The sequence below is a fragment of the Sinorhizobium terangae genome (assembly GCF_009601505.1).
Lineage (GTDB): Bacteria > Pseudomonadota > Alphaproteobacteria > Rhizobiales > Rhizobiaceae > Sinorhizobium > Sinorhizobium terangae.
Genome location: NZ_WITC01000124.1, coordinates 86795 through 107676 on the forward strand (window position 1 = coordinate 86795; position 20882 = coordinate 107676).

The 20882-nt window shown below is 63.0% G+C and carries 21 protein-coding genes; 8 read left to right on the top strand and 13 right to left on the bottom strand.

All coding sequences use genetic code 11. The features are described from left to right. Nucleotides 1–92 precede the first annotated feature (92 nt). Nucleotides 93–1043 (bottom strand): aldo/keto reductase, encoded by a 951-nt coding sequence (locus GHK62_RS29635; protein WP_153442512.1) that lies wholly within the window; start codon nt 1041–1043, stop codon nt 93–95. Nucleotides 1044–1222: 179 nt separating this feature from the next. On the opposite strand from GHK62_RS29635, the gene GHK62_RS29640 reads away from it, so the two are divergent. Both GHK62_RS29640 and GHK62_RS29645 read left to right on the top strand, forming a co-directional pair. Then, complete coding sequence (locus tag GHK62_RS29640; protein WP_153442513.1) at nt 1223–2209, top strand: Gfo/Idh/MocA family protein; 987 nt, start codon at nt 1223–1225, stop codon at nt 2207–2209. A gap of 151 nt (nt 2210–2360) precedes the next feature. Next, nucleotides 2361–3140, top strand: a complete 780-nt coding sequence (locus GHK62_RS29645) for a helix-turn-helix domain-containing protein (protein ID WP_153442514.1) — start codon at nt 2361–2363, stop codon at nt 3138–3140. 29 nt (nt 3141–3169) lie between these two features. Here the strand turns inward: GHK62_RS29645 and GHK62_RS29650 are convergent, their stop codons facing one another. The 3 genes from GHK62_RS29650 to GHK62_RS29660 all read right to left on the bottom strand — a co-directional run bounded on the left by GHK62_RS29650 (nt 3170) and on the right by GHK62_RS29660 (nt 5309). Beyond that, complete coding sequence (locus GHK62_RS29650) at nt 3170–3535, bottom strand: DMT family transporter (protein ID WP_153442515.1); 366 nt, start codon at nt 3533–3535, stop codon at nt 3170–3172. Nucleotides 3536–3548: 13 nt separating this feature from the next. Then, the gene (locus GHK62_RS29655) at nt 3549–4241 is read right to left on the bottom strand and encodes a class I SAM-dependent methyltransferase (protein WP_153442516.1); all 693 of its coding nucleotides are present in this window, start codon (nt 4239–4241) and stop codon (nt 3549–3551) included. Between the two features lie 81 nt (nt 4242–4322). Continuing rightward, nucleotides 4323–5309, bottom strand: a complete 987-nt coding sequence (locus tag GHK62_RS29660) for a glycosyltransferase (protein WP_153442517.1) — start codon at nt 5307–5309, stop codon at nt 4323–4325. A 263-nt stretch (nt 5310–5572) separates the two neighbouring features. Between GHK62_RS29660 and GHK62_RS29665 the strand changes: the two genes are divergently transcribed. The 3 genes from GHK62_RS29665 (at nt 5573) to GHK62_RS29675 (ending at nt 9704) form a co-directional block, all read left to right on the top strand. After that, a complete protein-coding gene (locus tag GHK62_RS29665; RefSeq protein WP_234887095.1) occupies nt 5573–7426 on the top strand; it encodes a hypothetical protein in 1854 nt (617 codons plus the stop codon). 78 nt (nt 7427–7504) lie between these two features. Then, nucleotides 7505–9103: an exodeoxyribonuclease VII large subunit gene (gene xseA, locus GHK62_RS29670; RefSeq protein ID WP_153442518.1), complete on the top strand. Its 1599-nt coding sequence runs from the start codon at nt 7505–7507 to the stop codon at nt 9101–9103. 10 nt (nt 9104–9113) lie between these two features. Beyond that, nucleotides 9114–9704: an NAD(P)H-dependent oxidoreductase gene (locus GHK62_RS29675; protein ID WP_153442519.1), complete on the top strand. Its 591-nt coding sequence runs from the start codon at nt 9114–9116 to the stop codon at nt 9702–9704. A 157-nt stretch (nt 9705–9861) separates the two neighbouring features. Here the strand turns inward: GHK62_RS29675 and GHK62_RS29680 are convergent, their stop codons facing one another. Next, entirely contained in the window at nt 9862–10359 is a 498-nt protein-coding gene (locus tag GHK62_RS29680) for a MarR family winged helix-turn-helix transcriptional regulator (protein WP_153442520.1), read from the bottom strand. Between the two features lie 135 nt (nt 10360–10494). Here GHK62_RS29680 and GHK62_RS29685 point away from each other — a divergent pair, with 135 nt between their 5' ends. After that, nucleotides 10495–11370 (top strand): EamA family transporter, encoded by an 876-nt coding sequence (locus GHK62_RS29685; RefSeq protein ID WP_153442521.1) that lies wholly within the window; start codon nt 10495–10497, stop codon nt 11368–11370. Between the two features lie 135 nt (nt 11371–11505). Here the strand turns inward: GHK62_RS29685 and GHK62_RS29690 are convergent, their stop codons facing one another. Then, nucleotides 11506–12762, bottom strand: coding sequence for an aminopeptidase (locus GHK62_RS29690; RefSeq protein ID WP_153442522.1), 1257 nt, complete (start codon nt 12760–12762; stop codon nt 11506–11508). A gap of 151 nt (nt 12763–12913) precedes the next feature. Further along, a complete protein-coding gene (locus GHK62_RS29695) occupies nt 12914–13600 on the bottom strand; it encodes a glutathione S-transferase family protein (RefSeq protein WP_153442523.1) in 687 nt (228 codons plus the stop codon). A gap of 86 nt (nt 13601–13686) precedes the next feature. On the opposite strand from GHK62_RS29695, the gene GHK62_RS29700 reads away from it, so the two are divergent. After that, the gene (locus GHK62_RS29700; protein WP_234887096.1) at nt 13687–14136 is read left to right on the top strand and encodes a MarR family winged helix-turn-helix transcriptional regulator; all 450 of its coding nucleotides are present in this window, start codon (nt 13687–13689) and stop codon (nt 14134–14136) included. Between the two features lie 10 nt (nt 14137–14146). Here GHK62_RS29700 and ybaK read toward each other — a convergent pair whose 3' ends face one another. The 4 genes from ybaK to tatA form a co-directional block, all read right to left on the bottom strand. Beyond that, nucleotides 14147–14620, bottom strand: a complete 474-nt coding sequence (gene ybaK, locus GHK62_RS29705) for a Cys-tRNA(Pro) deacylase (protein WP_153442525.1) — start codon at nt 14618–14620, stop codon at nt 14147–14149. Nucleotides 14621–14630: 10 nt separating this feature from the next. Then, nucleotides 14631–14981, bottom strand: a complete 351-nt coding sequence (locus GHK62_RS29710) for an ArsC family reductase (RefSeq protein WP_153442526.1) — start codon at nt 14979–14981, stop codon at nt 14631–14633. Nucleotides 14982–15061: 80 nt separating this feature from the next. Further along, nucleotides 15062–15697, bottom strand: coding sequence for a YitT family protein (locus GHK62_RS29715; protein ID WP_153442527.1), 636 nt, complete (start codon nt 15695–15697; stop codon nt 15062–15064). Between the two features lie 14 nt (nt 15698–15711). Next, complete coding sequence (tatA, locus tag GHK62_RS29720; protein ID WP_153442528.1) at nt 15712–16881, bottom strand: tyrosine aminotransferase; 1170 nt, start codon at nt 16879–16881, stop codon at nt 15712–15714. A gap of 218 nt (nt 16882–17099) precedes the next feature. Here tatA and GHK62_RS29725 point away from each other — a divergent pair, with 218 nt between their 5' ends. After that, nucleotides 17100–17570 carry an Lrp/AsnC family transcriptional regulator gene (locus GHK62_RS29725; RefSeq protein WP_153442529.1) on the top strand — a complete coding sequence of 157 codons (471 nt, stop codon included), beginning with the start codon at nt 17100–17102 and terminating at the stop codon, nt 17568–17570. 204 nt (nt 17571–17774) lie between these two features. Here the strand turns inward: GHK62_RS29725 and GHK62_RS29730 are convergent, their stop codons facing one another. Beyond that, complete coding sequence (locus GHK62_RS29730; protein ID WP_184108407.1) at nt 17775–18836, bottom strand: M14 family metallopeptidase; 1062 nt, start codon at nt 18834–18836, stop codon at nt 17775–17777. A gap of 454 nt (nt 18837–19290) precedes the next feature. Continuing rightward, the gene (guaA, locus tag GHK62_RS29740; RefSeq protein WP_153442531.1) at nt 19291–20853 is read right to left on the bottom strand and encodes a glutamine-hydrolyzing GMP synthase; all 1563 of its coding nucleotides are present in this window, start codon (nt 20851–20853) and stop codon (nt 19291–19293) included. Nucleotides 20854–20882: the final 29 nt, after the last annotated feature.

Genomic DNA, 20882 nt, shown 5'->3' on the forward strand with positions numbered 1-20882 from the left:
ACAGCTCAACAAGGGCCAACGGTCAAGACCAAATGCGAACGCTGCCCCCGGGCAGCCGCTCCCCCTTGTGGGGAGGGGTTTTGCGCCTTCCGCTACTCGCTCACGTCGTTCAGCCTGCCGATCGCCTCGTCGGAAAGCTTGAGTTCCGCAGACCTCACGAGGCTCGCCAGTTGATCGAGATTGGTTGCGCTGGCGATCGGCGCGGTCACACCTTTGCGGGCGATGATCCAGGCAAGCGCGATTTCCGCCTGTTTCGCCCCGGTTTCCTCGGCGATTTCATCCAGGACGCCGAGGATGCGCATGCCGCGCCCGTCGAGGTATTTCTCGACGCCGCCGCCGCGGGCGGAACCCTCGAGGTCGATGTGCGAACGGTATTTGCCGGAAAGGAATCCCCTCGCCAGGCTGAAATAGGTGATGACACCGATTTCCTCGGCGATGCAGAGTTCTCGCAAGGGGCCGTCAAAGGACGCCCGGTCATAGAGATTGTATTCCGGTTGCAGCACGGCGTAGCGTGGCAGCCCCTCCATTGCCGAGACGTCGAGGGCGTCGCGCAACTGCGTCGCATCGAGGTTCGATGCGCCGATGGCGCGGACCTTGCCCTCGGCGAGAAGCGCATCGTAGGCGGCAAGCGTTTCCTCATAGGGTGTCTCCGGATCCGGCCAATGCGACAGGTAGAGATCAATATGGTCTGTCTGCAGACGGCGCAGCGAATCCTCGACCGCCTGCATGATCCAGCGTCGCGACAGGCCCTTGCGGTCCGGCCCCAGCTCCGACCCGACCTTGGTGACGATGACCGCCTCATCGCGCGCACGGCCCGACCGCTTCAGCCACTTGCCGATAATCGTTTCGGATTCTCCGCCCTTGTTTCCGGGCACCCATGAGGAATAGACGTCCGCCGTATCGACGGCGTTGAAGCCGGCGTCGAAAAAGCCGTCGAGCAGGGCGAAGGATGTCTTCTCATCTGCGGTCCAGCCGAAGACGTTGCCGCCGAAAACGAGCGGCGCGATCGAGAGGCCGGTTCGGCCAAGTCTGCGCTTTTCCATGGTTTCGCTCCACAAGGTTGGATGAAAACAAGTTTGCGATCGGGAGGATTGCGGGCTCAAAAGATAGGCCACCATTGCGCAGAATGACACCTGCTAGCCGACGTTTTTCTGCGTGCCGCACAGTTGCTAGGTACGTACCTCGGAGCTAGTGTCGGCGCAGCCAGGGAAGGAGTCTAACCATGCTGCGTTTCGGAATTCTGTCGACGGCCAAGATTGGCCGCGAACTCGTCGTGCCTGCCATTCAGGATGCGGAAAACTGCGTGGTCTCGGCAATCGCCAGTCGCGATCTCGCCAAGGCGAGGGCGATGGCCGACCGCTTCTCGGTGCCGCATGCGTTTGGATCCTACGAGGAAATGCTGGCATCCGATGTGATCGATGCCGTCTACATTCCGCTGCCGACCTCGCAGCACGTGGAATGGACCATCAAGGCCGCCGATGCCGGCAAGCACGTGCTCTGCGAAAAGCCAATCGCGCTCAAGGCGGAGGAGATCGACGCGCTGATCGCGGCGCGCGACCGCAACAAGGTTCTGGTTTCGGAAGCCTTCATGGTGACCTACAGCCCCGTGTGGCGGAAGGTGCGCTCGCTGCTTGCGGAAGGGGCGATCGGCAAGCTCAGGCATGTCCAAGGCGCCTTCACCTATTACAATCGCGATCCCGCCAACATGCGCAACGTCCCGGAACTCGGCGGCGGCGGCCTGCCGGATATCGGCGTCTATCCGACGATCACGACCCGTTTCGTGACCGGCAAGGAACCCGTTCGCGTCCAGGCCAATACCGACCGCGATCCGGAATTCGGCACCGACATCTATTCGAGCGTGCGCGCCGATTTCGGCGATTTCGAGCTGAGCTTCTACATTTCGACCCAGCTTGCTGCCCGTCAGGTCATGGTTTTCCACGGCGACAAGGGCTACATCGAGGTGAAGTCGCCCTTCAATGCCGACCGCTACGGCCGCGAGGAGGTGGAACTGACCAACCAAAACCACGGCCAGTCGCAACTCTTCCGCTTCCAGGATGCGCGCCAGTACAAGCTCGAGGCCGAGGCCTTCTCGCGCGCAGCAACCGGCGAACAGGAGGAAGTGGTGACGCTCGAGAACTCGCGCCTCAACCAGAAACTTATCGACGCCATCTACCGGGCAAGCGAAAAGGACGGTTGGGAGACGGTCTAAATCCAACACATTAGCCGACGAATGATGGCACGCCTTGAGCGGGCCTTCTGCTGGGAGTTGCGGCAGGCGATCATCAAGCCGATTACCTCAGAGGTAATGGATTTTGCACTTCCGTCGGGCCAATCTCCCGGCGCACGGAGGAAAGACATCCATGGAATTCGGCCGTCACCTGAAGGAATGGCGCGGGCATCGCCGCATGAGCCAGCTCGATCTAGCGGTCGCGGCAGGAATTTCGGCACGCCACCTTTCATTCCTGGAAAACGGCCGCTCGAAACCGTCCGAGGGGATGATCCTGCGGCTGGCATCGGTGCTCGATATTCCGGCTCGGGATCAGGGCTCGCTCTTCACCGCAGCAGGCTACCGGCCGCGGATGACGACGCGTCCCGCTCGTGGGCTCGACGCCATGCCTGCCGCCGTAGCAAGCGCAATTAGGCTGATGCTCGATCGCCATGCTCCCTATCCCGGTCTCGTCTTTGACCACGAATATACCGTGCTGCTCACGACTCCCGCCTTTGCCGCGCTTGCGGAAGCCACCAATATTCCTATCAACCCCGGTCAGAACTTCCTCGACGCCTTTCTCGGATCGGAGAGCATCCGTGCGCTCGTCATAAACTGGGAGACGGCCGCCGCGGACCTTGTCCAGAGAGTGCGCATGGAGGCTTGGCTGCAGGGGCCGCGAAGTCCCTTGCAAAGACGGCTTGATCGGCTCGTCGCCGATCCTGCGGTCGCGCGGGCAATCGACAACTATCCCGAGACCGACCGGCTGCCGGTGCTGCCGGTTGAACTGCGCGTCGGTGCTGCCGAACTGCGTTTCATCACGACGCTTTCGACCTTTGGTTCCACTCAGGACGCACTGGTTGAGGGTGTCTTGATCGAATCCTTCTTTCCGGCTGACGACGCGACGCGGCGCTTCTTCGAGCAACCGGATTGATATTTGTGAGAAGCCAGGACGAGCTCGGTTCAGGAGTTTATGACGATCATGCCGCCTATGATCAGGGCGGCGCCGGCGGCATAGCGAACGGTGAGCGCCTCGCCGAGAAAAACGGCCGCAAACAGCGGTACGAAGCAGAATGTCAGCGCCATGAAGGAGTAGGCAAGCGTCAGCGGCACGGACCTTAAGGTGAAGATCCAGATGATCGTACCGAGGCCATAGAGGGCCAGCGCCGTGAGCAGCATTGGATTGGACATTAGCGCCGCAAGGCCGCGGATGTCGAAGCCGCCCGTTCTGGCGCTGGTCAGCTTGAACAGGATCTGCCCGGTCGAAATCAGGATCGGCGTGAAGATCAGCCCGAACCAGACGGCCGGCGCGAGATTGAAAGCCGTCATCCGTTGAGCCTCATCACTTATCTTCGCGATAGAAAATGTCGCGCCCGATGTCGACGCACTCATGGCGTTCCGGTACCGGATGCATCGCCCGCAGGAAAGAATGCGTGTAGGGGAAGAAGTTGAAATGCGGGTTGAAGGTGTAGCGGTATTCCCGCTCGCGCGGCACGACGATGATCACGCGCTGCCGAGCGATACGCCGGAGCTCGGATATCGCCCGGCGATAGTCGAGAATATGTTCGATCACATGGGTGCAGACGACCGTGTCGAATTCTCCGTCCGAAAACGGCAGTTCCTCGATCTTGGCGGCAACATATTCGACACCGTCGATCGCCGAGGCATCGTCGATGGCGAAATCGACGCCGGCGAGCCGTTCCAGAGTCGGGTTGGCGCTTCTGATCCGCTTGAGAAGCGCGCCCGTGCCGCAGCCGACGTCGCAGACGCTGGTGCCGCGGATCCCGGCCGTGATCTTGCGGATGCAGGCCTCGGAGTTATCGGTTCCTTCATGCACGCGCGGATGCTGCCGGTAGAGCTGCTCGTACTCCACGGCCGAGAGGAATGGCGCCCTTTCGCGAAAGCGCGCGAGATGGGAGATATGGTCCCCCCAGGCAAGGCTCGCCATCCCCTTAAACAGGCGCGAGTCGCGCAGGATGGGCGGGATGACGTCCTCGATGACGAAGCGTATGCGGTTTGTCGTTTCCCGGTTCATCGGCAGTGTCCCTCGAGCAATTCCAGGAAAAGTGCCTAGCGGTTTTCCGCCCGGAATTGCGTAAGTTCAAAGAGTTAGGTCTCAGGCTTTCCTGACCTGCGGCTTCGGCAGGGAGGCAGGAGGCGATTTTTCATCGCGGCGCGGTCTTTGCCGGGCGATTGTCATGTAGTGGATCCGCAACTGCTCCGTTCGAGCGCGCGAAACGGAGTCGAGAATGAGGCCGGCGGTGAAAAGCATGATCGCCACCAGCATGAGCGCCATCGAAAGCACCCAGGTCGGCATGCGCGGCACGAGGCCGGTTTCGAAATATACGATGAGCACTGGCGCCATGAAGATGAGGCTCGCACCCATGAACGCCGCGCTGATCAGGCCGAAAAACGCGAAGGGCCGCGTCTCCTTCATCAGCATGGCGAACATCCAGAGAATCCTGGCGCCATCCCTGAAGGTCGAAAGTTTCGAATGCGAACCCTCCGGTCTCCGGCCATAGTCGAGTTCGAGTTCGCTGACGGGCAGCTTGAGCCGGGATGCGTGCACGGACATTTCCGTCTCGATTTCGAATCCATTGGAGACGGCGGGAAAACTCTTCACGAAGCGGCGCGAAAACGCCCGGTAGCCCGAGAAGACATCGCTGAAATCGGTACCGAAGATCGAACGGTAAAGAAAATTGAAGATATGGTTGCCGAAGGCGTGACCCTGGCGTCCCGCTTCGACCCTGATATCCCTGCGGGTCCCGACCACCATATCGGCCTGCTCGGTCAGAAGCGTGCGGATGAGGTCTTCGGCATCCGCAGGAGAGTAGGTGCCGTCCCCATCGGCCATCACATAGATGTCCGCGTCGACGTCGGCGAACATGCGCCGGACGACATGGCCCTTTCCCTGACGGCGCTCGCGCACGACCGTGGCTCCGGCGAGCATCGCCTGCAGCGGCGTGCCGTCGACCGAATTGTTGTCGTAGACATAGATGCGCGCGGACGGCAGCGCCGCCCTGAAGCCGCGCACCACCTGACCGATCGTCGATGCCTCATTGTAGCAAGGCAGGAGGACGGCGATGTCTAGCTGATCGGACATGGATCGCTGCTCCGGTGGCGGGAACTCAGGCGATCCTACACGCGGTGCGGTTAACAAGACGCTATGCCTGCCGGGACTTTGCTGCGTGATCGGGAAGCGTGTCGGCTGCGGCTTTACGCTTTCTTGATTGCCGCTCGCTAAGATTGCGGCGCATTTCAAGCGAAAGCCGTGACGCGGTTCTTCGCATCCAATTGACCGATCACGCAGCGCTCTTGGATCGCGTCCAGTCGCGGCCGTGATCCCGGCGGCGGGCGGACAGTCTGATGGCAGAGACGGTTGGGACATTGATTGCGTCGGATGAGCACGCCGGTGCAAGGCACGCTCCGCTTTGGTCGCGCTTGCCGTGGATGGTCTTCGCCTACGGCCTGCCGGTCATTGCTTTCTTCCTCGTCAGGATGCTATACGCCGAGGACTATGTCGGCCGCGACAACGACGACGCGATGCGGCTTGTTCAGGTTCGCGATCTGCTGGCCGGGCAAAGCTGGTTCGACCTCACTCAGACGAGGCTCGGCCTTGATGGCGGCACGTTGATGCACTGGTCGCGTCTCATCGACCTGCCGCTTGCCGCACTCATCGCCCTCTTCGAGCCGATCGCAGGTCCCGAGCGAGCCGAAATGATCGCCTTGGCGATCTGGCCGTTCCTGCTGGTCTTTCCGCTGCTTACCGTCATGGGGCTGGCGGGCAGGCGCATTGGCGGCCCACAATGCATGCATTTCTGCCTCGGATTGACCGCGATCTTCGTCGCGACCAGTAACCGCTTCCTGGCGGGAGCGATTGACCACCACAATGTCCAACTCGTCCTGGCGGCGACAATGGTGGCGATGGTGGTCGATCAGCGATATCGGGTGATCAACTTCGCGATCGCCGGTGCCGCCGCGGCGCTGGCACTCGCCATCGGCGTCGAGACGACACCCTTCGTTGCCGTGGTATGCCTTGTCGTCGCTGTCATCTGGGCGTGCGAGGGGCAGGTATTCGCCGCTGCGGCCGCCGCCTTCGGTGCAGCTCTTGCGACCACCGTGAGCGCCGCGTTCTTTCTGACCGTGTCGCCTGATCTCTATCGAACCGTTACATGCGATAGCCTGTCGATCGCTTTTTATGCTCTGTCGATGACGGGCGGCGTCTTGCTTGCGGTCGCGGCCGCGGTGGCAAGCCGCCTTGCCCGACCCGCGCGGTTTGCAGTCCTCGCCGGCAACGGCGTCGTGGCCGCTGGCGTGCTTCTCGGCATTGCGCCGGAGTGCCTGCGAAATCCGCTTTCCGATCTCGATCCGCTCCTGCGCGAGCTGTGGCTCGACCGTGTTATCGAGGCACGATCGTTCCTGTTCATCGCGGGGCAGGATTCGGGCAGCCTCGGCGGTTTCTACGCAGCGGGCCTCCTTGCCGCCGGGCTCTGCCTCTGGCGCATCTGGCGGGGCGAACGCGCCGGCCTGTCGCTCATCCTGCTGGCCGTGGTTGCCGTCAATTGGGGCATCGCGCTGATGCAGGTTCGCGCCGCCGTCTTCTCCAATCTGCTTTCCATCCTGCCGATTTCGCTTCTGCTTGTCGATCTAAGGTCGAGGATGATGCAGGGGCGTGGCGGTCCGTTCGCATCCGGCATCTATGCCTTGGCTGTGCTCGCTTCCGTCCCCGCCGTCTGGGCGCTGGCGGGTGAATTGACGGTTAACGGCACCAAGGAGATGGGAGGCGGCGCGGCCAATGGGCAGAAGAAGGCGGAGCGTTGCTATTCGGCGGCGGCGATGGCGGATCTGCAGAAGATCAAGCCGACCCTCGTTGTCGACCCCTCCAACATGGGCGCCTCGATCCTGCGCTTCACGGCGCACCGCGCACTGAGTGCGCCTTATCACAGAAATCCGCAAGGTATGCTGGCGGAGCTCAGAATCGGATTGGCAGCACCGGGTGAGGCAGCGGGGATGCTCAAGGCGCTGGGCGAGCCTGTTTTGGCCTTCTGCGCGGACGATCCGCAGACGCGGACGATCGTCGAGAGGGAGCCCAAGGGGTTTTATGGCCGTCTCGCCGCGGGAGAAATACCGGATTTCCTCGAACCATTGCCGGTTACGGCGGAGACGGGGGTAAAACTCTTCCGACTCAAGGGGAATTTTCTACCGCAAGTCGCGGAATGAGCCGCCATCACGCAGAAAAACGGTAGATAGGGGCGCGCGGCTGCTGATCTTCGCGGCGCTGTCGGTTACAAAGGGCGCATGAACTCGTTCTTCGATTCCCCTGCGCCGTCGAATCTCGCCGAATATTCGGTTTCGGAGCTTTCCGGTTCGATCAAGCGAACCGTCGAGCAGGCGTTCGACCAGGTTCGTGTCCGCGGCGAGATTTCCGGCTATCGCGGTCCGCACTCCTCGGGCCACGCCTATTTTTCGCTGAAGGATGATCGCGCCCGCATCGACGCGGTGATCTGGAAAAGCGCGTTTTCGCGGCTGAAGTTCCGCCCGGAAGAGGGGATGGAGGTCATCGCCACCGGCAAGGTAACGACCTTCCCCGGCTCGTCCAAATACCAGATCGTCATCGAATCTTTAGAGCCGGCGGGCGCCGGCGCGCTCATGGCGCTGCTCGAGGAGCGCAAGCGCAAGCTTGCCGCCGAGGGTCTGTTCGATGCCGGGCGCAAGCGGCCGCTGCCATTCATGCCCAGGGTGGTCGGCGTGGTGACCTCGCCGACCGGCGCCGTCATCCGCGATATCCTCCACCGCATATCCGACCGTTTCCCGGTCCATGTCGTCGTCTGGCCGGTGCGTGTCCAGGGCGACGGTTCGGGTGAAGAAGTGGCAGCGGCGATACGCGGCTTCAATGCGCTGGAGACCGGCGGGCCGATTCCGCGGCCGGACGTGCTGATCGTCGCGCGCGGCGGCGGCAGCCTCGAAGACCTCTGGAGCTTCAACGACGAGGCCGTCGTGCGTGCGGCGGCCGCTTCCCATATTCCGCTGATCTCGGCCGTTGGCCACGAGACGGACTGGACCCTGATCGATTATGCCGCCGACCAGCGGGCGCCGACGCCGACTGGCGCCGCCGAAATGGCAGTGCCGGTGAAGGCCGACCTCGAGGCGGAGGTGTCCGCATTGTCCGCACGGCTGAAGGCGGCCGCGACACGGCAGATGGACAACCGCCGGCAGGAACTGCGCGCGCTTTCCCGCGCCCTGCCTTCGCTCGATCAACTGCTGGCTCTGCCGCGACGCCGTTTCGACGAGGCGTCGGCCGGTCTTGGCCGTGGCCTGCAAATGAATACGGCCAACAAGCGCCGTGCCTTTGAGCGGATCGGTGCGCATCTCCGCTCGGATCTGCTGACGACGCGGATCAGCGACCGCCGGCGGCGTCTCTCGGAGGCGATGAACCGTGCCGAGCGGATCGTCGAGCGTCAGGTCCACCGCGGCCAGTCGCGCGTCTCTGCCGCCGACGCCTCGCTTCGCGCCCTGCCGTCGCGGCTGATCGGACAGCTCCACCGCGCCTCTGATCGCGTCGCAGGCCTTTGCGCACGGTCTGATGCTGCCATTGCCGGCGAGATACGCAGGCTCAAGGGCGTGCTCACTGCGCAGGACCGGGTGCTGCAATCGCTATCCTATCGCAACGTCCTGAAGCGCGGCTTTGCGCTGGTGCGCGATGCTGCAGGGCAGCCGGTGAAACAGGCGGCGGCGGTCGCGCCCGGCATGGCGCTTTCGCTGGAATTCGCCGATGGCAGTGTATCGGCAATCGCGGGCGAGGGCGGCACGCCCCCTTCGCCGCAAGAGCCGAAAAAGCGTCCGTCACGGTCGCCGGAGCCTGCTTCCGGGCCGCCCAAGCAGGGCAGCCTATTTTGAGTGAGGTACGATGCGCATCCTGATGGTGCTTGCTCATCCACTCGAAGATAGCTTTGCGGCGAGCGTCGCGCGGATAGCCAAAGAGACGCTGGAAGCGAATGGGCACACGGTCGATCTGCTCGATCTTTATCGCGAGGATTTCGACCCGCGGCTGAGTGCGAGAGAGCGCGGCAGCTATTTCTCCGATCGCTACGACTCCTCGGCGGCAGCCTCGTGGATTGCCCGGTTGCGGGCGGCCGACGGACTCGTACTCGTCTTTCCGCAGTGGTGGTTCAATTTTCCGGCGATCCTCAAGGGCTTCTTCGATCGCGTCTTCGCACCCGGCGTCGCCTTCGATCATGATCCGGCGGGCGGGAGGATAGTCCCGCGGCTCGGCAACATCAAGCTATTCTGGGCGCTGACCACTACGGGTTCGCCTTGGTGGGTCGTGCATCTTTACATGGGCAATCCGGTGGGGCGACTGCTCAAGCGCGGCATCGCCGCCTTCTGCGGCAAGGGTCTCGACTTCCGCATGATCAGCCTTCACGACATGGACCGGGCGACAGAGGCGAAGCGCAAGCGCCATCTCGAACGCGTGGGCGCTTTGGTGAGCCGGATCTAGAGCATCCCGCTTTCAAGTGGAATCACTGAAAGCGGATAAGATGCTCTAGAATCAAAGTGCTAGAGCGTGCTTTGTGCGTTCATTTGAACGCACGGCGCTCTTAGAGCAGGATGAGGATAAGTGTGCGCGGTTTTCCGCATCTCGCTCCAAGGTGATTTCATTCAAACGTCGCCAGGAATTTCCGGAGCATCGCGTCGAGCGCTTTCCGCTCCTCTGGGTCAAGGCTGGCGACCAGGCGTTGCTGGTTGGCGACATGGGCCGTTACCGCCGCGTCGATGCGCTTTTTCCCCTCCGGCGTCAGGGCGATGATCACACCGCGCCGGTCTTCTGGATTGTCGAGCCGCTCGACGAGACCGGCCTTCTCGAGCTGGTCGATACGATTGGTCATCGTGCCGGAGGTGACCATGGTCGCCGCAAGCAATTCGCCGGGGGAAAGCTGAAAAGGGGGACCGGAGCGCCGGAGCGTGGCCAGCACGTCGAAGCTCGCCGATGTCAGCTCGTATTCGGCGAAGACCGCTTCCTGCTGCCGGGCGATATGGGCCCTCAGCCGGCCCAGGCGCCCGAGAAGGCCCATCGCCTGAACGTCGAGCTCCGGCCGCTCCCGGCGCCACTGCGCCAGGATCCTGTCCACGTGGTCCTTATTTGGCTCTTCCATATCGATCCGCCACAGCGAGGCAGCGCCGAACCGTTCCGCGCCGTCATGTCCGCTCTAATCTGCAGATATCTTGACGTCAAGATAATTGCGGATAGAATGGAGATATCTTGACATAAAGATACTTGAGACAAAGACATGACTACACGCAACTTCGACATCGGCCTGACGGCCGTAGCACCGGCGATCTGGGGGAGCACCTATCTCGTCACCACGGAATTCCTGCCGCCCGGCTACCCGATCACCGTCGCGATGCTGAGGGCTCTCCCGGCGGGGTTGCTCCTGCTGCTCCTCGTCCGGCAAATGCCAAAGGGCATCTGGTGGCTGCGCAGCTTTCTGTTGGGGGCGCTCAACTTCTCGTTCTTCCAGACGATGCTCTTCGTCTCCGCCTATCGCCTGCCCGGCGGCGTCGCCGCGACCGTCGGCGCCATCCAGCCACTGATCGTCGTCGTCTTGTCGCGGATCATTCTCGGCTCCCCGATCAGGGTCTTGAGCATCGTGGCTGGGGTCGCGGGCATGGTCGGCGTGGCATTGCTGGTGCTGACGCCGGCAGCCACTCTCGACCGAGTGGGTGTTGCAGCCGGCCTCGCGGGCGCCGTCTCCATGGCCTTCGGTACGGTGCTCACCCGCCATTGGGTACCGCCCGTCTCGCCGCTGACCTTCACCGCCTGGCAACTGGCCGCCGGCGGCTTCCTGCTGGCGCCGGTGGCGCTGATTTTCGAGCCGGCCTTGCCGCCGCTCACCGCCGCAAACTTCATGGGTTTTGCCTATCTCGGCCTGATCGGCGCCGCATTCACCTACCTGCTCTGGTTCCGCGGCCTGTCACGGCTGGAGCCGTCCCAAGTCTCGCCGCTCGGATTCCTGAGCCCGGTCGTGGCGATATTGCTTGGCTGGGGCGTGCTCGATCAGCAACTGACGGCCCTGCAGGTGTTCGGGATCATCGTCGTGTTCGTGAGCGTCTGGATGAGTCAGCAGGCACAGATGCGGCGTCGTGCAGCGCCCGTCCGGGCGTAGTGGGATGCGGCACGAATCGCAAGAGTAGGGCGGATTTGCCCCTCTCCTCGCAAGCGGGGAGAAGGTGGCCGGTAGGCCGGATGAGGGGCTGGCCGGCAGGCGGATGAGGGGGCGGATGCCCGGGCGGAAGACCGATCAGGCCCACTCGCCCTTCCGCATGACCGGCACGCGGCTCCCATCCACCCGTACGCCGTCGATATCGACCTTGTCGGAGCCGATCATCCAGTCGATGTGGATCAGGCTCGAATTGCCGCCCTGCACCCGGATCTGTTCCTGGCTGAGGTTGGCGCCATCGAGGAAGCACTTCGAGTAGCATTGGCCAAGCGCGATGTGGCAGGAGGCATTTTCATCGAAGAGGGTGTTGTAGAAGAGGATGCCGCTCGCAGAGATCGGCGAGGAATGCGGCACCAGCGCCACTTCGCCGAGCCGGCGCGCGCCCTCGTCGGTATCGAGAACCTTCTTCAGCACCTCTTCGCCGCGCGAGGCCTTGGCCTCGACGATCCGGCCGCCTTCGAAGCGCACCTGGATATCGTCGATCAGCGTACCCTGGTGGGAGAGCGGCTTGGTGCTCGAGACGTGTCCCTCGACGCGGAGCGCATGCGGCGTCGTGAACACCTCTTCGGTTGGGATGTTCGGGTTGCAGGTGATGCCGTTCTTGGCGGTCGAGGCACCGCCGTGCCATTCGTGGCCATCCGCAAGCCCGACAGTCAGGTCGGTACCCGGGCCGGAGAAATGCAGCGCGGCGAAGCGCTCGCCGTTCAGCCATGCGGAGCGCCTGCTGAGATTGGCGTTGTGCTCCTTCCAGGCGGCGATCGGGTCGTCGATGTCGACGCGGGAGGCGGCAAAGATGGCATTCGCAAGCTTCTCGACGGCGACCGTCTCGGGATCATCCGGAAACATCTGCTTCGCCCAGGACGGGTTCGGATAGGAGACGATGTTCCAGTTGATGTCGAAGTTGGAGATTTTTTCGAGCGCCGGCTTGTAGGCGATCGAGTTCGCCTTGTTCGCCCGGGCGACCTTCGCCGGATCCTGAGCGGAAAGCATCATCGGGTTGTCGCCGGCAATGGCGAGCCGCGCGGCGCCGCCTGCATAGGCCTTGGCCATGCCTTCGTAGAGCCAGTCGCTTGCGCGATCAAAGCTCTCGTCCGGTGCATGGGCGTAGCGGGCAAGAGTGGTCTCCTCATCGGAATAGAACGTCGTCACCAGGCCCGCGCCAGCAACATAGGCGTGTTTGGTGATGAGGCGGACGAGCGGCAGCGCCGCGATCGGCGCTGTCACCACGAGGTCCTGGCCCCTCTGCAACTGCAGGCCGACCTTGACGGCGACCTCCGCGAGCTTTTCGAGTTTTACGGGATCGACGGGATTCCTGGCGGATTGAAGGGGGGCGTTCATCGCGGCTCCTGCTGTCCTCTCGCGCCGTTCCCGACGATGGACGCTGCCGGTGGAAACGAGCGCATGGCTTTTGCGTGCCGTCGCCGCCTTGCACGTCGGGGACGCGCGCGGTCGAGCGGTGCGCTCGTTTTAGACCGGTTCAAGCCGCATGTCACGCGGCGGCGCGCCTTGAGCGAAGAAGCGCCGCGTCATGTTTCTCGAGAAACGCCATCAATCGCTCGGGATAGTCCTGGGTTACCGCCGCCTTCACGCTTGCCCTTGCGGCAAGCGCCTTCCGCCAGGCGGCGACGCGCGGCAGTCCGTCGAATATGCCCATGTCCGAAATCGTGTCGAACACGTCGAAATAGCGGAAGATGGGCGCGAAGACGGCGTCGACCAGGCTGAAATCGATGCCTGCAAAATAGTGGCCGTCGCCGAGCTCTGCTTCGACGGTCGCAAATTTCGTCCGGAGCACGCCACGTTTGGTTTCGAGCACGTCGGCGTCCTGGGTGGTTTCATAGGTCCAGAGGTCGGAAAGAATCGCCGATCCGAACTCCATCCATCCGCGATGGCGCGCCCGGGTCAGGGGGTCGGCCGGGTGCAGTTTCGCTCCCGGCTGGGTCTCCTCCAGATATTCGCAGATCACTGTGCTTTCGAAGAGGATCGCTTCGCCGCCGTCCTGCGGGATGCGGAGCAGGGGCACCTTGCCGAGCGGCGAGATTTTCAGGAACCAGTCCGGTTTGTTGGCGAGATCGATATAGACGCGTTCGAACGGCACGCCTTTTTCGGCGAGCGCGATTGCGGCGCGCTGGACGTATGGGCAGAGATGATGGCTGATCAGGGTCAGTGGCGCGGTCATCGATATTCTCCCTGTTTGGGGCAATGTAGATGCAACTGCATATATATCGGCTTGCAAAATCAGTCAAGATAGATGTAATTGCATCTATGAATGAAAGATCAGCAGACTACGAGCCGACATTGGCGGCCACGCGGGCGTGGGTCGCGCTCATGCGCGCACAGCGGCGCGTGCTTTCGGCGATCGAGAAGGATTTCAAGGAGGCAGGCCTGCCTCCGCTTGGCTGGTACGATGTGCTTTGGGAACTGGTGCGCGCCGAAGCCGGCAGGCTCAGGCCATTCGAGATCGAGGCCCGCACGCTGCTTGCCCAATACAACCTCTCGCGCCTGATCGATCGGCTGGAAAAGGAAGACCTGGTGCGCCGGGAAGCCTTCGACGAGGACGCGCGAGGCTGTTGGATCGTCGTGACCGAGACGGGCCGTCAGATGCGAGCCCGCATGTGGCAAACCTATGCGCGCTCAATTGAAAGGCATGTCGGCGCAAAGTTCGGCGAGGATGAGGCGGGCAAGCTCGCCGAACTGCTTTCGCGGCTGGCCTGAGACGGCCGGATCAGGCTATCAGCGGAGCAGTGATCGCCTTCAGGACCGACTGCGCATCCTTTGGCGCGAGCCGCACCTGCAGACCACGCTGGCCGCCATTGATATAGACAAGCGTTTCGGCAAGCGCTGCCTCCTCGATCGCGGTCGGAACGATCTTCTTCTGGCCGAAGGGGCTGATGCCGCCGACATGGTAGCCGGTCAGGCGCTCGGCGTCGGCGGGCTTCATCATGCTGGCCGACTTTCCGCCGAAGGCCGCGGCGAGCTTCTTCATGCTGACTTCGCGGTCGGAGGGCACGATGCAGCAGACAGGCTTGCCGTCCACTTCGGCCATCAGCGTCTTCAGCACGCGGGAAGGATCCTCTCCCAGCGCCTCGGCCGCCTGCAGGCCCACGCGCTCGGCACCGGGATCGTAGTCGTAGCTGTGCACGGTGAAGGAAACGCCAGCCTTTGCAAGCGTCTGCGTGGCGCGGGTCGTCTTCGACATCGACTGCCTCTTACGCGCCGAACCGGGCTTCGTAGAGCTCCGGCTTGAAGCCGATCATGAGCTTGCCGTCGGCATCGAGCACCGGGCGTTTGATCATCGACGGCTGCTTGAGCATGAGCGCGATGGCCTTTTCAGCCGTCATGTCCTGCTTGTCCTCCTCCGGCAGATTGCGGAAGGTCGTGCCCGAGCGATTGAGCACTGTTTCCCAACCGAATTCGTCGCACCAGCGCTGAAGATGCGCCCGGTCAATCCCTTCTTGCTTGTAGTCGTGGAACCGGTAGGCGACGCCGTGGTCTTCGAGCCAGCTGCGCGCCTTCTTCATCGTGTCGCAGTTCTTGATTCCGTAGATCGTAACCGTCATGCCGAATCTCTTCCCGTCTCTACCAATGCGGGCAACAAATAGCGGGGCGACGCCTCGGAGAAAAGCCCGGAAGCGCCCGCTCAGGTTACGCCGACATAACGGCCGGGCTTGTGGTTGATCGCGAGGATCATGTTGACGACAGAAGCGCCAACGATCGAGAGCACGAGGTTCGCCGGCGGCAACACGAAGAAGGCGGCTGCCAGGATCGCCAGATCGACGGCAAGCTGGAAATAGCCGGCGCGGATCCCCCATTTCTCCTGCAGATAGATCGCCACGATGTTGATGCCGCCGAGACCGGTGCGGTGCCGGAAGAGGACGAGCAGGCCCATTCCCATCAACCCGCCGCCGACAACGGCGGCGTAGATCGGATCTACATGCGCGAACTCCACCCACCGCGCCGTCAGGCGGCAAAACAGCGAGACAAGGCTGACGGCGAGAAACGTGCGCAACGCGAACGGCCAGCCAAGCCGCCCGACCGCAAGAACGTAAAAGGGCAGGTTGACGAGCGAGAAGACCAGCCAGAATCCGGCACCGGTTGCGTATTGCAGAAGCAGGGCGAGGCCGGCCGTGCTGCCGGTCAAAAGCACCGCCTTGCTGTAGATCACCACGCCGAGCGAGACGATGAGCGTGCCGGTCAGGATGGCAAGCGCATCCTCGTAAAGCCTGTGGCGCTCGGTGGGCGCAACGGCAATGCTTCCCTCTCCGTCGACCTCCATCCCCGCTGTCTCCCTCAGAGGCTCGTGAAATTGCCGACGACGCCGGCGACTTCCGCCGTTTTCAGCCCGGCGATGTTGATGCGGCCCGATGTCGGCATGTAGATGCCATGCTCGCTTCTAAGCCGCAGCACCTCCGCTTCCGAGAGCGGCAGCATCGAGAACATGCCCTCCTGAGCGGCGATCGCGCCGAGCGCCTGCCAGCGGGTTCTCAGTCCTTCCGCAAGCGCCCGGCGGATGCCGGTCATGCGCAGGCGCATCGCCTCCAGCTCCTCTGCCCAGCTGCGTGCGAGGTCCTTGTCCGAGAGGATCGTGCGCACGACGGCGGCGCCATGATCCGGCGGCATGGAATAGCTGGTGCGGGCGAGCCCGGCGAGATTGGACCGCACGGTGTCGGCGGAGCTCGCCGAGGCGGTGAGCGCGTAGATGGCGCCGGTGCGTTCGCGATAGAGGCCGAAGGATTTCGAGCAGGAAACGGCGACGAGCGCTTCTGGGACTACGCCGATGAGATGCCTCAGGCCTGCAACGTCTTCGTTGAGGCCGCGGCCGAAGCCCTGATAGGCGAGATCGACCAGCGGCAGGAGCCCACGCTCCGCGACAAGCGCGGCGATTTCCAGCCACTGCGCTTCTGTCAGCGCGCCGCCGGTCGGGTTGTGGCAGCTTGCATGCAGCAGGACGGCGTCACCGGCCGCCGCACCCTCGAGCGCGCTGATGACATTGTCGAAGAGCACCGCCTGCGACGGAATGTCGAAGAACTCGTAGCTTGCCGTTTCGAGGCCCGCCGCCTTGAAGATTGCCGCATGGTTCGGCCAGCTCGGCAGGCCGAGCCAGATCCGCCGGCCGCCCACGCGGTGTATAAGGTCGGCCGCGAGCCTGAGCGCGCCCGAGCCGCCCGGCGTCTGCACACTTGCCATATGGCTCCGTTCGACCGTATCGCCGCCGACAAGCGTCCAGAGATGGTCTAGGAACACGTGGTCCCCTTCAGGTCCGACGTAGGCCTTGGTGTCCTGCGTCTCCAGCAGCCGCTTCTCCGCCGCTTTCACGGCCCGGAAGATCGGCGTGTGGGCGGTTTCGTCACGGTAGACGCCGACGCCAAGGTCCACCTTGCCGGGGCGCGCGTCGTTTCGGTAGAGGCCGATCAGGGCCAGCAACGGGTCGTCGGGTTGACGGGCGAGAGCATCGAACATGCCGGGTTCCCTCTGGTGCTAACAATTGGGGCATAGTTGTTTTGGGCAGGCGGAAAGGCAAGCCGTATGCGCGACTTGTCCGCAACCTCTGTAAGCTAGTCTGAACGCAAATTCGACGCACAGTTTGCCCACGTTCCAAGATCGCTTATATGTTTTTGCGCAGGTCGGCCAGATTTTTCTACGGATTTGCTCGGTTATGGAGTTGGAGCGAGTTTGCGATGGAGCGCGGAAAAACGGAACTGGATGCGATCGACCGGCGGATCATCCGCCTGCTCGTCGAAGACGCATCGAGAAGCAACAACGAACTGGCGGAAAAGGTCGGCCTCTCGCCGGCGCCACTGTCGCGACGGCTGGCGCGCCTCTATTCGGCAGGCATCATCCGCCAAACGGTTGTGGTGGACCCACAGGCGGCCGGCATCGGCTTCCAGGCCTTTGTCGAGGTGACGCTGGAGCGCACCGCGAGCAAAGTGGGGCAGCGGTTCATCGAGTTGGTCTCGCGCATGCCGGAAGTGGTCGAATGCCACACGGTTGCCGGCGATTTCGATTTCCTGCTGAAGATCGCCGTCAGCGATGTTGCGGATTACAAGCGCCTGCTCTGGAGCGAGTTCGAGCAGATCGCCGAAATCAAGACGCTCCGCTCGACCATCCTTCTCGACAGTCCGAAAATGCAAGCTGGTGCCACGCCGTAGGTGGTAGCTCAACGGCCCCTCATCCCGCTGCCACAACCTTCTCCCCGTTTGGACGGGGAGAAGGGACAATGCCGCACCCGCCAGTCTCCTCCTCCGCCGCGCAGGGACGGGGATTTGGGGAGCGGCGCGTTACCGCGAGTCTCCTTCGCCCCGCTTGCGGGGAGAAGGTGGCCGGCAGGCCGGATGAGGGGGCATCTCAGAGGATCAGGCCTCCAGCGTGCCCGGCTTGCGCACCGCTCGCGAAGGCTCCTCGCAGGCAATCTTCATCAGGTCCGACCTACGGCGTGCGAAGCGGGTGGAGACCCGGGTGACGATCAGCCCGTCCTGCGGCGCCCGGACCTCGATCGCGCCTTCCGGAGTGCCGGGCTTGGCAAGGATCGTCGCGAGCAGGTCTCCCGCATGGACGCTTTCACCGATATCGCGATGGAAGAGGATCGCGCCGGCTGCGGGCGCGCGGATCATCTCGATGTTGTCGAGTGGCACGGCCTTGCCGGAGAAGGCTGGAACATCGGTGCGTGCCCCGAAAACCACGCCGCGGGCGAGAAGAAACTGCCAGACGCCGTCGGCATCCTTGCTTGCGGTTGCCGGATAGACGTCACGCGTGCCGCGCAGCTCCACGGTTACGGAAAGCCGGCCGGGCAGGGACGTTTTCTTCCGGCTCTTGTCCTCGTTTTTCCAGGCATGGCCGACCGCTTCTTCGAAAGCGGAGCTTTCGCCATCGGAGAGAAACACGGCTTTCATATCGAGCGCAGCAGCGAGGTCCGCGGCTTCCGGCCAGAAGGCCTCGTTGATATAGGCATATTGCAGCCCCTCGTCGTCGCAGTGGAGGTCGAGCACCAGCTCGGCGCCAAGCGCCATATGGAGCAGCTGCCGCTTCAGTCGGTCGGTCGCCGAGTACCGGTCGAGATCCTCGACCAGGCCGTCGCGTTCGCCAAGGGAAATCAGCGGGAAGTCACGGTTGAAATTGGTGCGGGAGCCGAGATCGAAGCGACCTTGCAACTCGCCGAAATGCGACTGCGCCGAACCGATCGGATTTGCTTGCGGAACGACCGTGATATCGCCGAGGATCGCGCCTTCGGCATCCGCCCGGCGCAGCTTCCCCAGAAGGAAATGCGAGAGCGCCGTGCCCGGCAGTTCGTTCGCATGAAGCGCCGCCTGGACATAGGTCCGCGGTGCTTCCGGTTTTGTCCCCTTGAACCGGAACACCGGCAGCCGCCATTCGACGCCCGGCGTATCGCCGGCGATGATGATCTCCGTAATTTCCACTTTTGCTGTCCCTCGATAGGCGATCCGTCGGAATGCGGTTTATGGGACTTTGAAGTGCTCAGCGCAACCGGGGAACCTCCTTCCACAGCGGCTTTGTGACCGAGTCGATCACGGCAATTGCCTTAACCTCCGGGAACGTCATCCAGGCGCGAGTGATGATATCCACCGCCAGGCGGTAGTCGCGCTGGCGCTTGAGCTGGCAGCGGTTCTGGCTATCGATTTCGGCGCGCCGCAGCTACTTGCTCCCTCATGAAACGCGGGGTCAGATGATCCCCCACGGGGTAGCATCCTGTCTACTGCATGATTCCTTAAATCGGAATCGATTTAAGGATAAAATCACGCAGCAAATCAAAGTGCTACAGCGACCTTTGCGCGTCCGATTGGACGCGCGGCGCTGTAGTGCGCGACGCGACAAGCTGGGTTGATGATCGATGCGGCGACGTGGAGAGTGGGATCACTCCCACTCGATCGTGCCCGGCGGTTTCGAGGTCACGTCGTAGACGACGCGGTTGATGCCGCGGACCTCGTTGATGATGCGCGTTGCCGCGCGGCCGAGGAATTCCATGTCGTAGTGGTAAAAATCGGCGGTCATGCCGTCGACGGAGGTGACGGCGCGGAGCGCGCAGACGAATTCGTAAGTGCGCCCGTCGCCCATGACGCCGACGGTCTGCACCGGCAGGAGCACGGCGAAGGCTTGCCAGATCGCGTCGTAGAGGCCGGCCTTGCGGATCTCGTCGAGATAGATCGCGTCCGCCTCGCGCAGGATTTCGAGCTTCTCGCGGGTGATGCCGCCGGGGCAGCGGATCGCAAGGCCGGGCCCGGGGAAGGGATGGCGGCCAATGAAACTGTCGGGCAGGCCGAGCTCGCGACCGAGCACGCGCACTTCGTCCTTGAAGAGTTCGCGCAGCGGCTCGACGAGCTGCATGTTCATGCGCTCCGGCAGGCCGCCGACATTGTGATGTGACTTGATCGTCACCGACGGGCCGCCGGTGAAGGAAACGCTTTCGATCACGTCCGGATAGAGCGTGCCCTGGGCCAGGAAATCGGCGCCGCCGAGCTTCTTTGCTTCTTCCTCGAACACCTCGATGAAGAGACGGCCGATGATCTTGCGCTTGGTCTCCGGATCGCTGACACCTTCGAGCTCGCCGATGAAGCGGTCGGAGGCATCGATGTGCAGCAGGTGGAGGTTGTAGTGTTCCTTGAACATGGCGACGACATTCGCCGCCTCGTCCTTGCGCATCAGGCCATGGTCGACGAGGATGCAGGTGAGCTGGTCGCCGACAGCCTCGTGGATGAGAAGGGCTGCGACGGAGGAATCGACACCCCCCGAAAGCGCGCAGATCACCTTCTTGTCGCCGACCTGTTCACGGATCGCCTCTACCGCCTTGGCGCGATAGGCCGACATGGTCCAGTCGCTCTTGATGCCGGCGATCTTGTGCACGAAGTTGGCGATCAGCTTGGCGCCGTCCGGCGTGTGAACCACTTCCGGATGGAACTGCACCGCATAATATTTGCGCTTCTCATCGGCGATGAAGGCGAAGGGCGCATTCGACGAAGTCGCGACGACCTCGAAACCGTCCGGGATCATGGTGACGCGGTCGCCGTGCGACATCCAGACTTGATGGCGCGAGCCGACCGACCAGAGACCGTCGAAGAGGGCGCATTCCTTCTCGACCTCCAGGAAGGCGCGGCCGAATTCGCGGTGATGACCGCCTTCCACCTTGCCGCCGAGCTGGGCGCACATGGTCTGCTGGCCATAGCAGATGCCGAAGACCGGCAAGCCGCTGTCGAAGATCACCGATGGCGCGCGGGGGGATCCGATCTCGAGCGTCGAAGCCGGGCTGCCGGACAGGATCACCGCCTTCGGCTTCAGCCGCTTGAAGCCTTCCTCGGCCGACTGGAACGGCACGATTTCGCAATAGACGCCGGATTCGCGCACGCGCCGGGCGATGAGCTGGGTCACCTGGCTGCCGAAGTCGACGATGAGAACGGTGTCGGGATGGGCTGTCTCAGTCATAGCGGGCCTTCAAGCTTGATCATGGCGAG

Coding starts and splice junctions, on each gene's coding strand:
- GHK62_RS29640 (WP_153442513.1), top strand. CDS start 1,223: ATGCTGCGTTTCGGAATTCTGTCGACGGCCAAGATTGGCCGCGAACTC.
- GHK62_RS29660 (WP_153442517.1), bottom strand. CDS start 5,309: ATGTCCGATCAGCTAGACATCGCCGTCCTCCTGCCTTGCTACAATGAG.
- tatA (WP_153442528.1), bottom strand. CDS start 16,881: ATGTTCGATGCTCTCGCCCGTCAACCCGACGACCCGTTGCTGGCCCTG.
- GHK62_RS29715 (WP_153442527.1), bottom strand. CDS start 15,697: ATGGAGGTCGACGGAGAGGGAAGCATTGCCGTTGCGCCCACCGAGCGC.
- xseA (WP_153442518.1), top strand. CDS start 7,505: ATGAACTCGTTCTTCGATTCCCCTGCGCCGTCGAATCTCGCCGAATAT.
- GHK62_RS29645 (WP_153442514.1), top strand. CDS start 2,361: ATGGAATTCGGCCGTCACCTGAAGGAATGGCGCGGGCATCGCCGCATG.
- GHK62_RS29655 (WP_153442516.1), bottom strand. CDS start 4,241: ATGAACCGGGAAACGACAAACCGCATACGCTTCGTCATCGAGGACGTC.
- GHK62_RS29710 (WP_153442526.1), bottom strand. CDS start 14,981: ATGACGGTTACGATCTACGGAATCAAGAACTGCGACACGATGAAGAAG.
- GHK62_RS29650 (WP_153442515.1), bottom strand. CDS start 3,535: ATGACGGCTTTCAATCTCGCGCCGGCCGTCTGGTTCGGGCTGATCTTC.
- guaA (WP_153442531.1), bottom strand. CDS start 20,853: ATGACTGAGACAGCCCATCCCGACACCGTTCTCATCGTCGACTTCGGC.
- ybaK (WP_153442525.1), bottom strand. CDS start 14,620: ATGTCGAAGACGACCCGCGCCACGCAGACGCTTGCAAAGGCTGGCGTT.
- GHK62_RS29685 (WP_153442521.1), top strand. CDS start 10,495: ATGACTACACGCAACTTCGACATCGGCCTGACGGCCGTAGCACCGGCG.
- GHK62_RS29725 (WP_153442529.1), top strand. CDS start 17,100: ATGGAGCGCGGAAAAACGGAACTGGATGCGATCGACCGGCGGATCATC.
- GHK62_RS29695 (WP_153442523.1), bottom strand. CDS start 13,600: ATGACCGCGCCACTGACCCTGATCAGCCATCATCTCTGCCCATACGTC.
- GHK62_RS29700 (WP_234887096.1), top strand. CDS start 13,687: ATGAATGAAAGATCAGCAGACTACGAGCCGACATTGGCGGCCACGCGG.
- GHK62_RS29690 (WP_153442522.1), bottom strand. CDS start 12,762: ATGAACGCCCCCCTTCAATCCGCCAGGAATCCCGTCGATCCCGTAAAA.
- GHK62_RS29675 (WP_153442519.1), top strand. CDS start 9,114: ATGCGCATCCTGATGGTGCTTGCTCATCCACTCGAAGATAGCTTTGCG.
- GHK62_RS29665 (WP_234887095.1), top strand. CDS start 5,573: ATGGCAGAGACGGTTGGGACATTGATTGCGTCGGATGAGCACGCCGGT.
- GHK62_RS29680 (WP_153442520.1), bottom strand. CDS start 10,359: ATGGAAGAGCCAAATAAGGACCACGTGGACAGGATCCTGGCGCAGTGG.
- GHK62_RS29635 (WP_153442512.1), bottom strand. CDS start 1,043: ATGGAAAAGCGCAGACTTGGCCGAACCGGCCTCTCGATCGCGCCGCTC.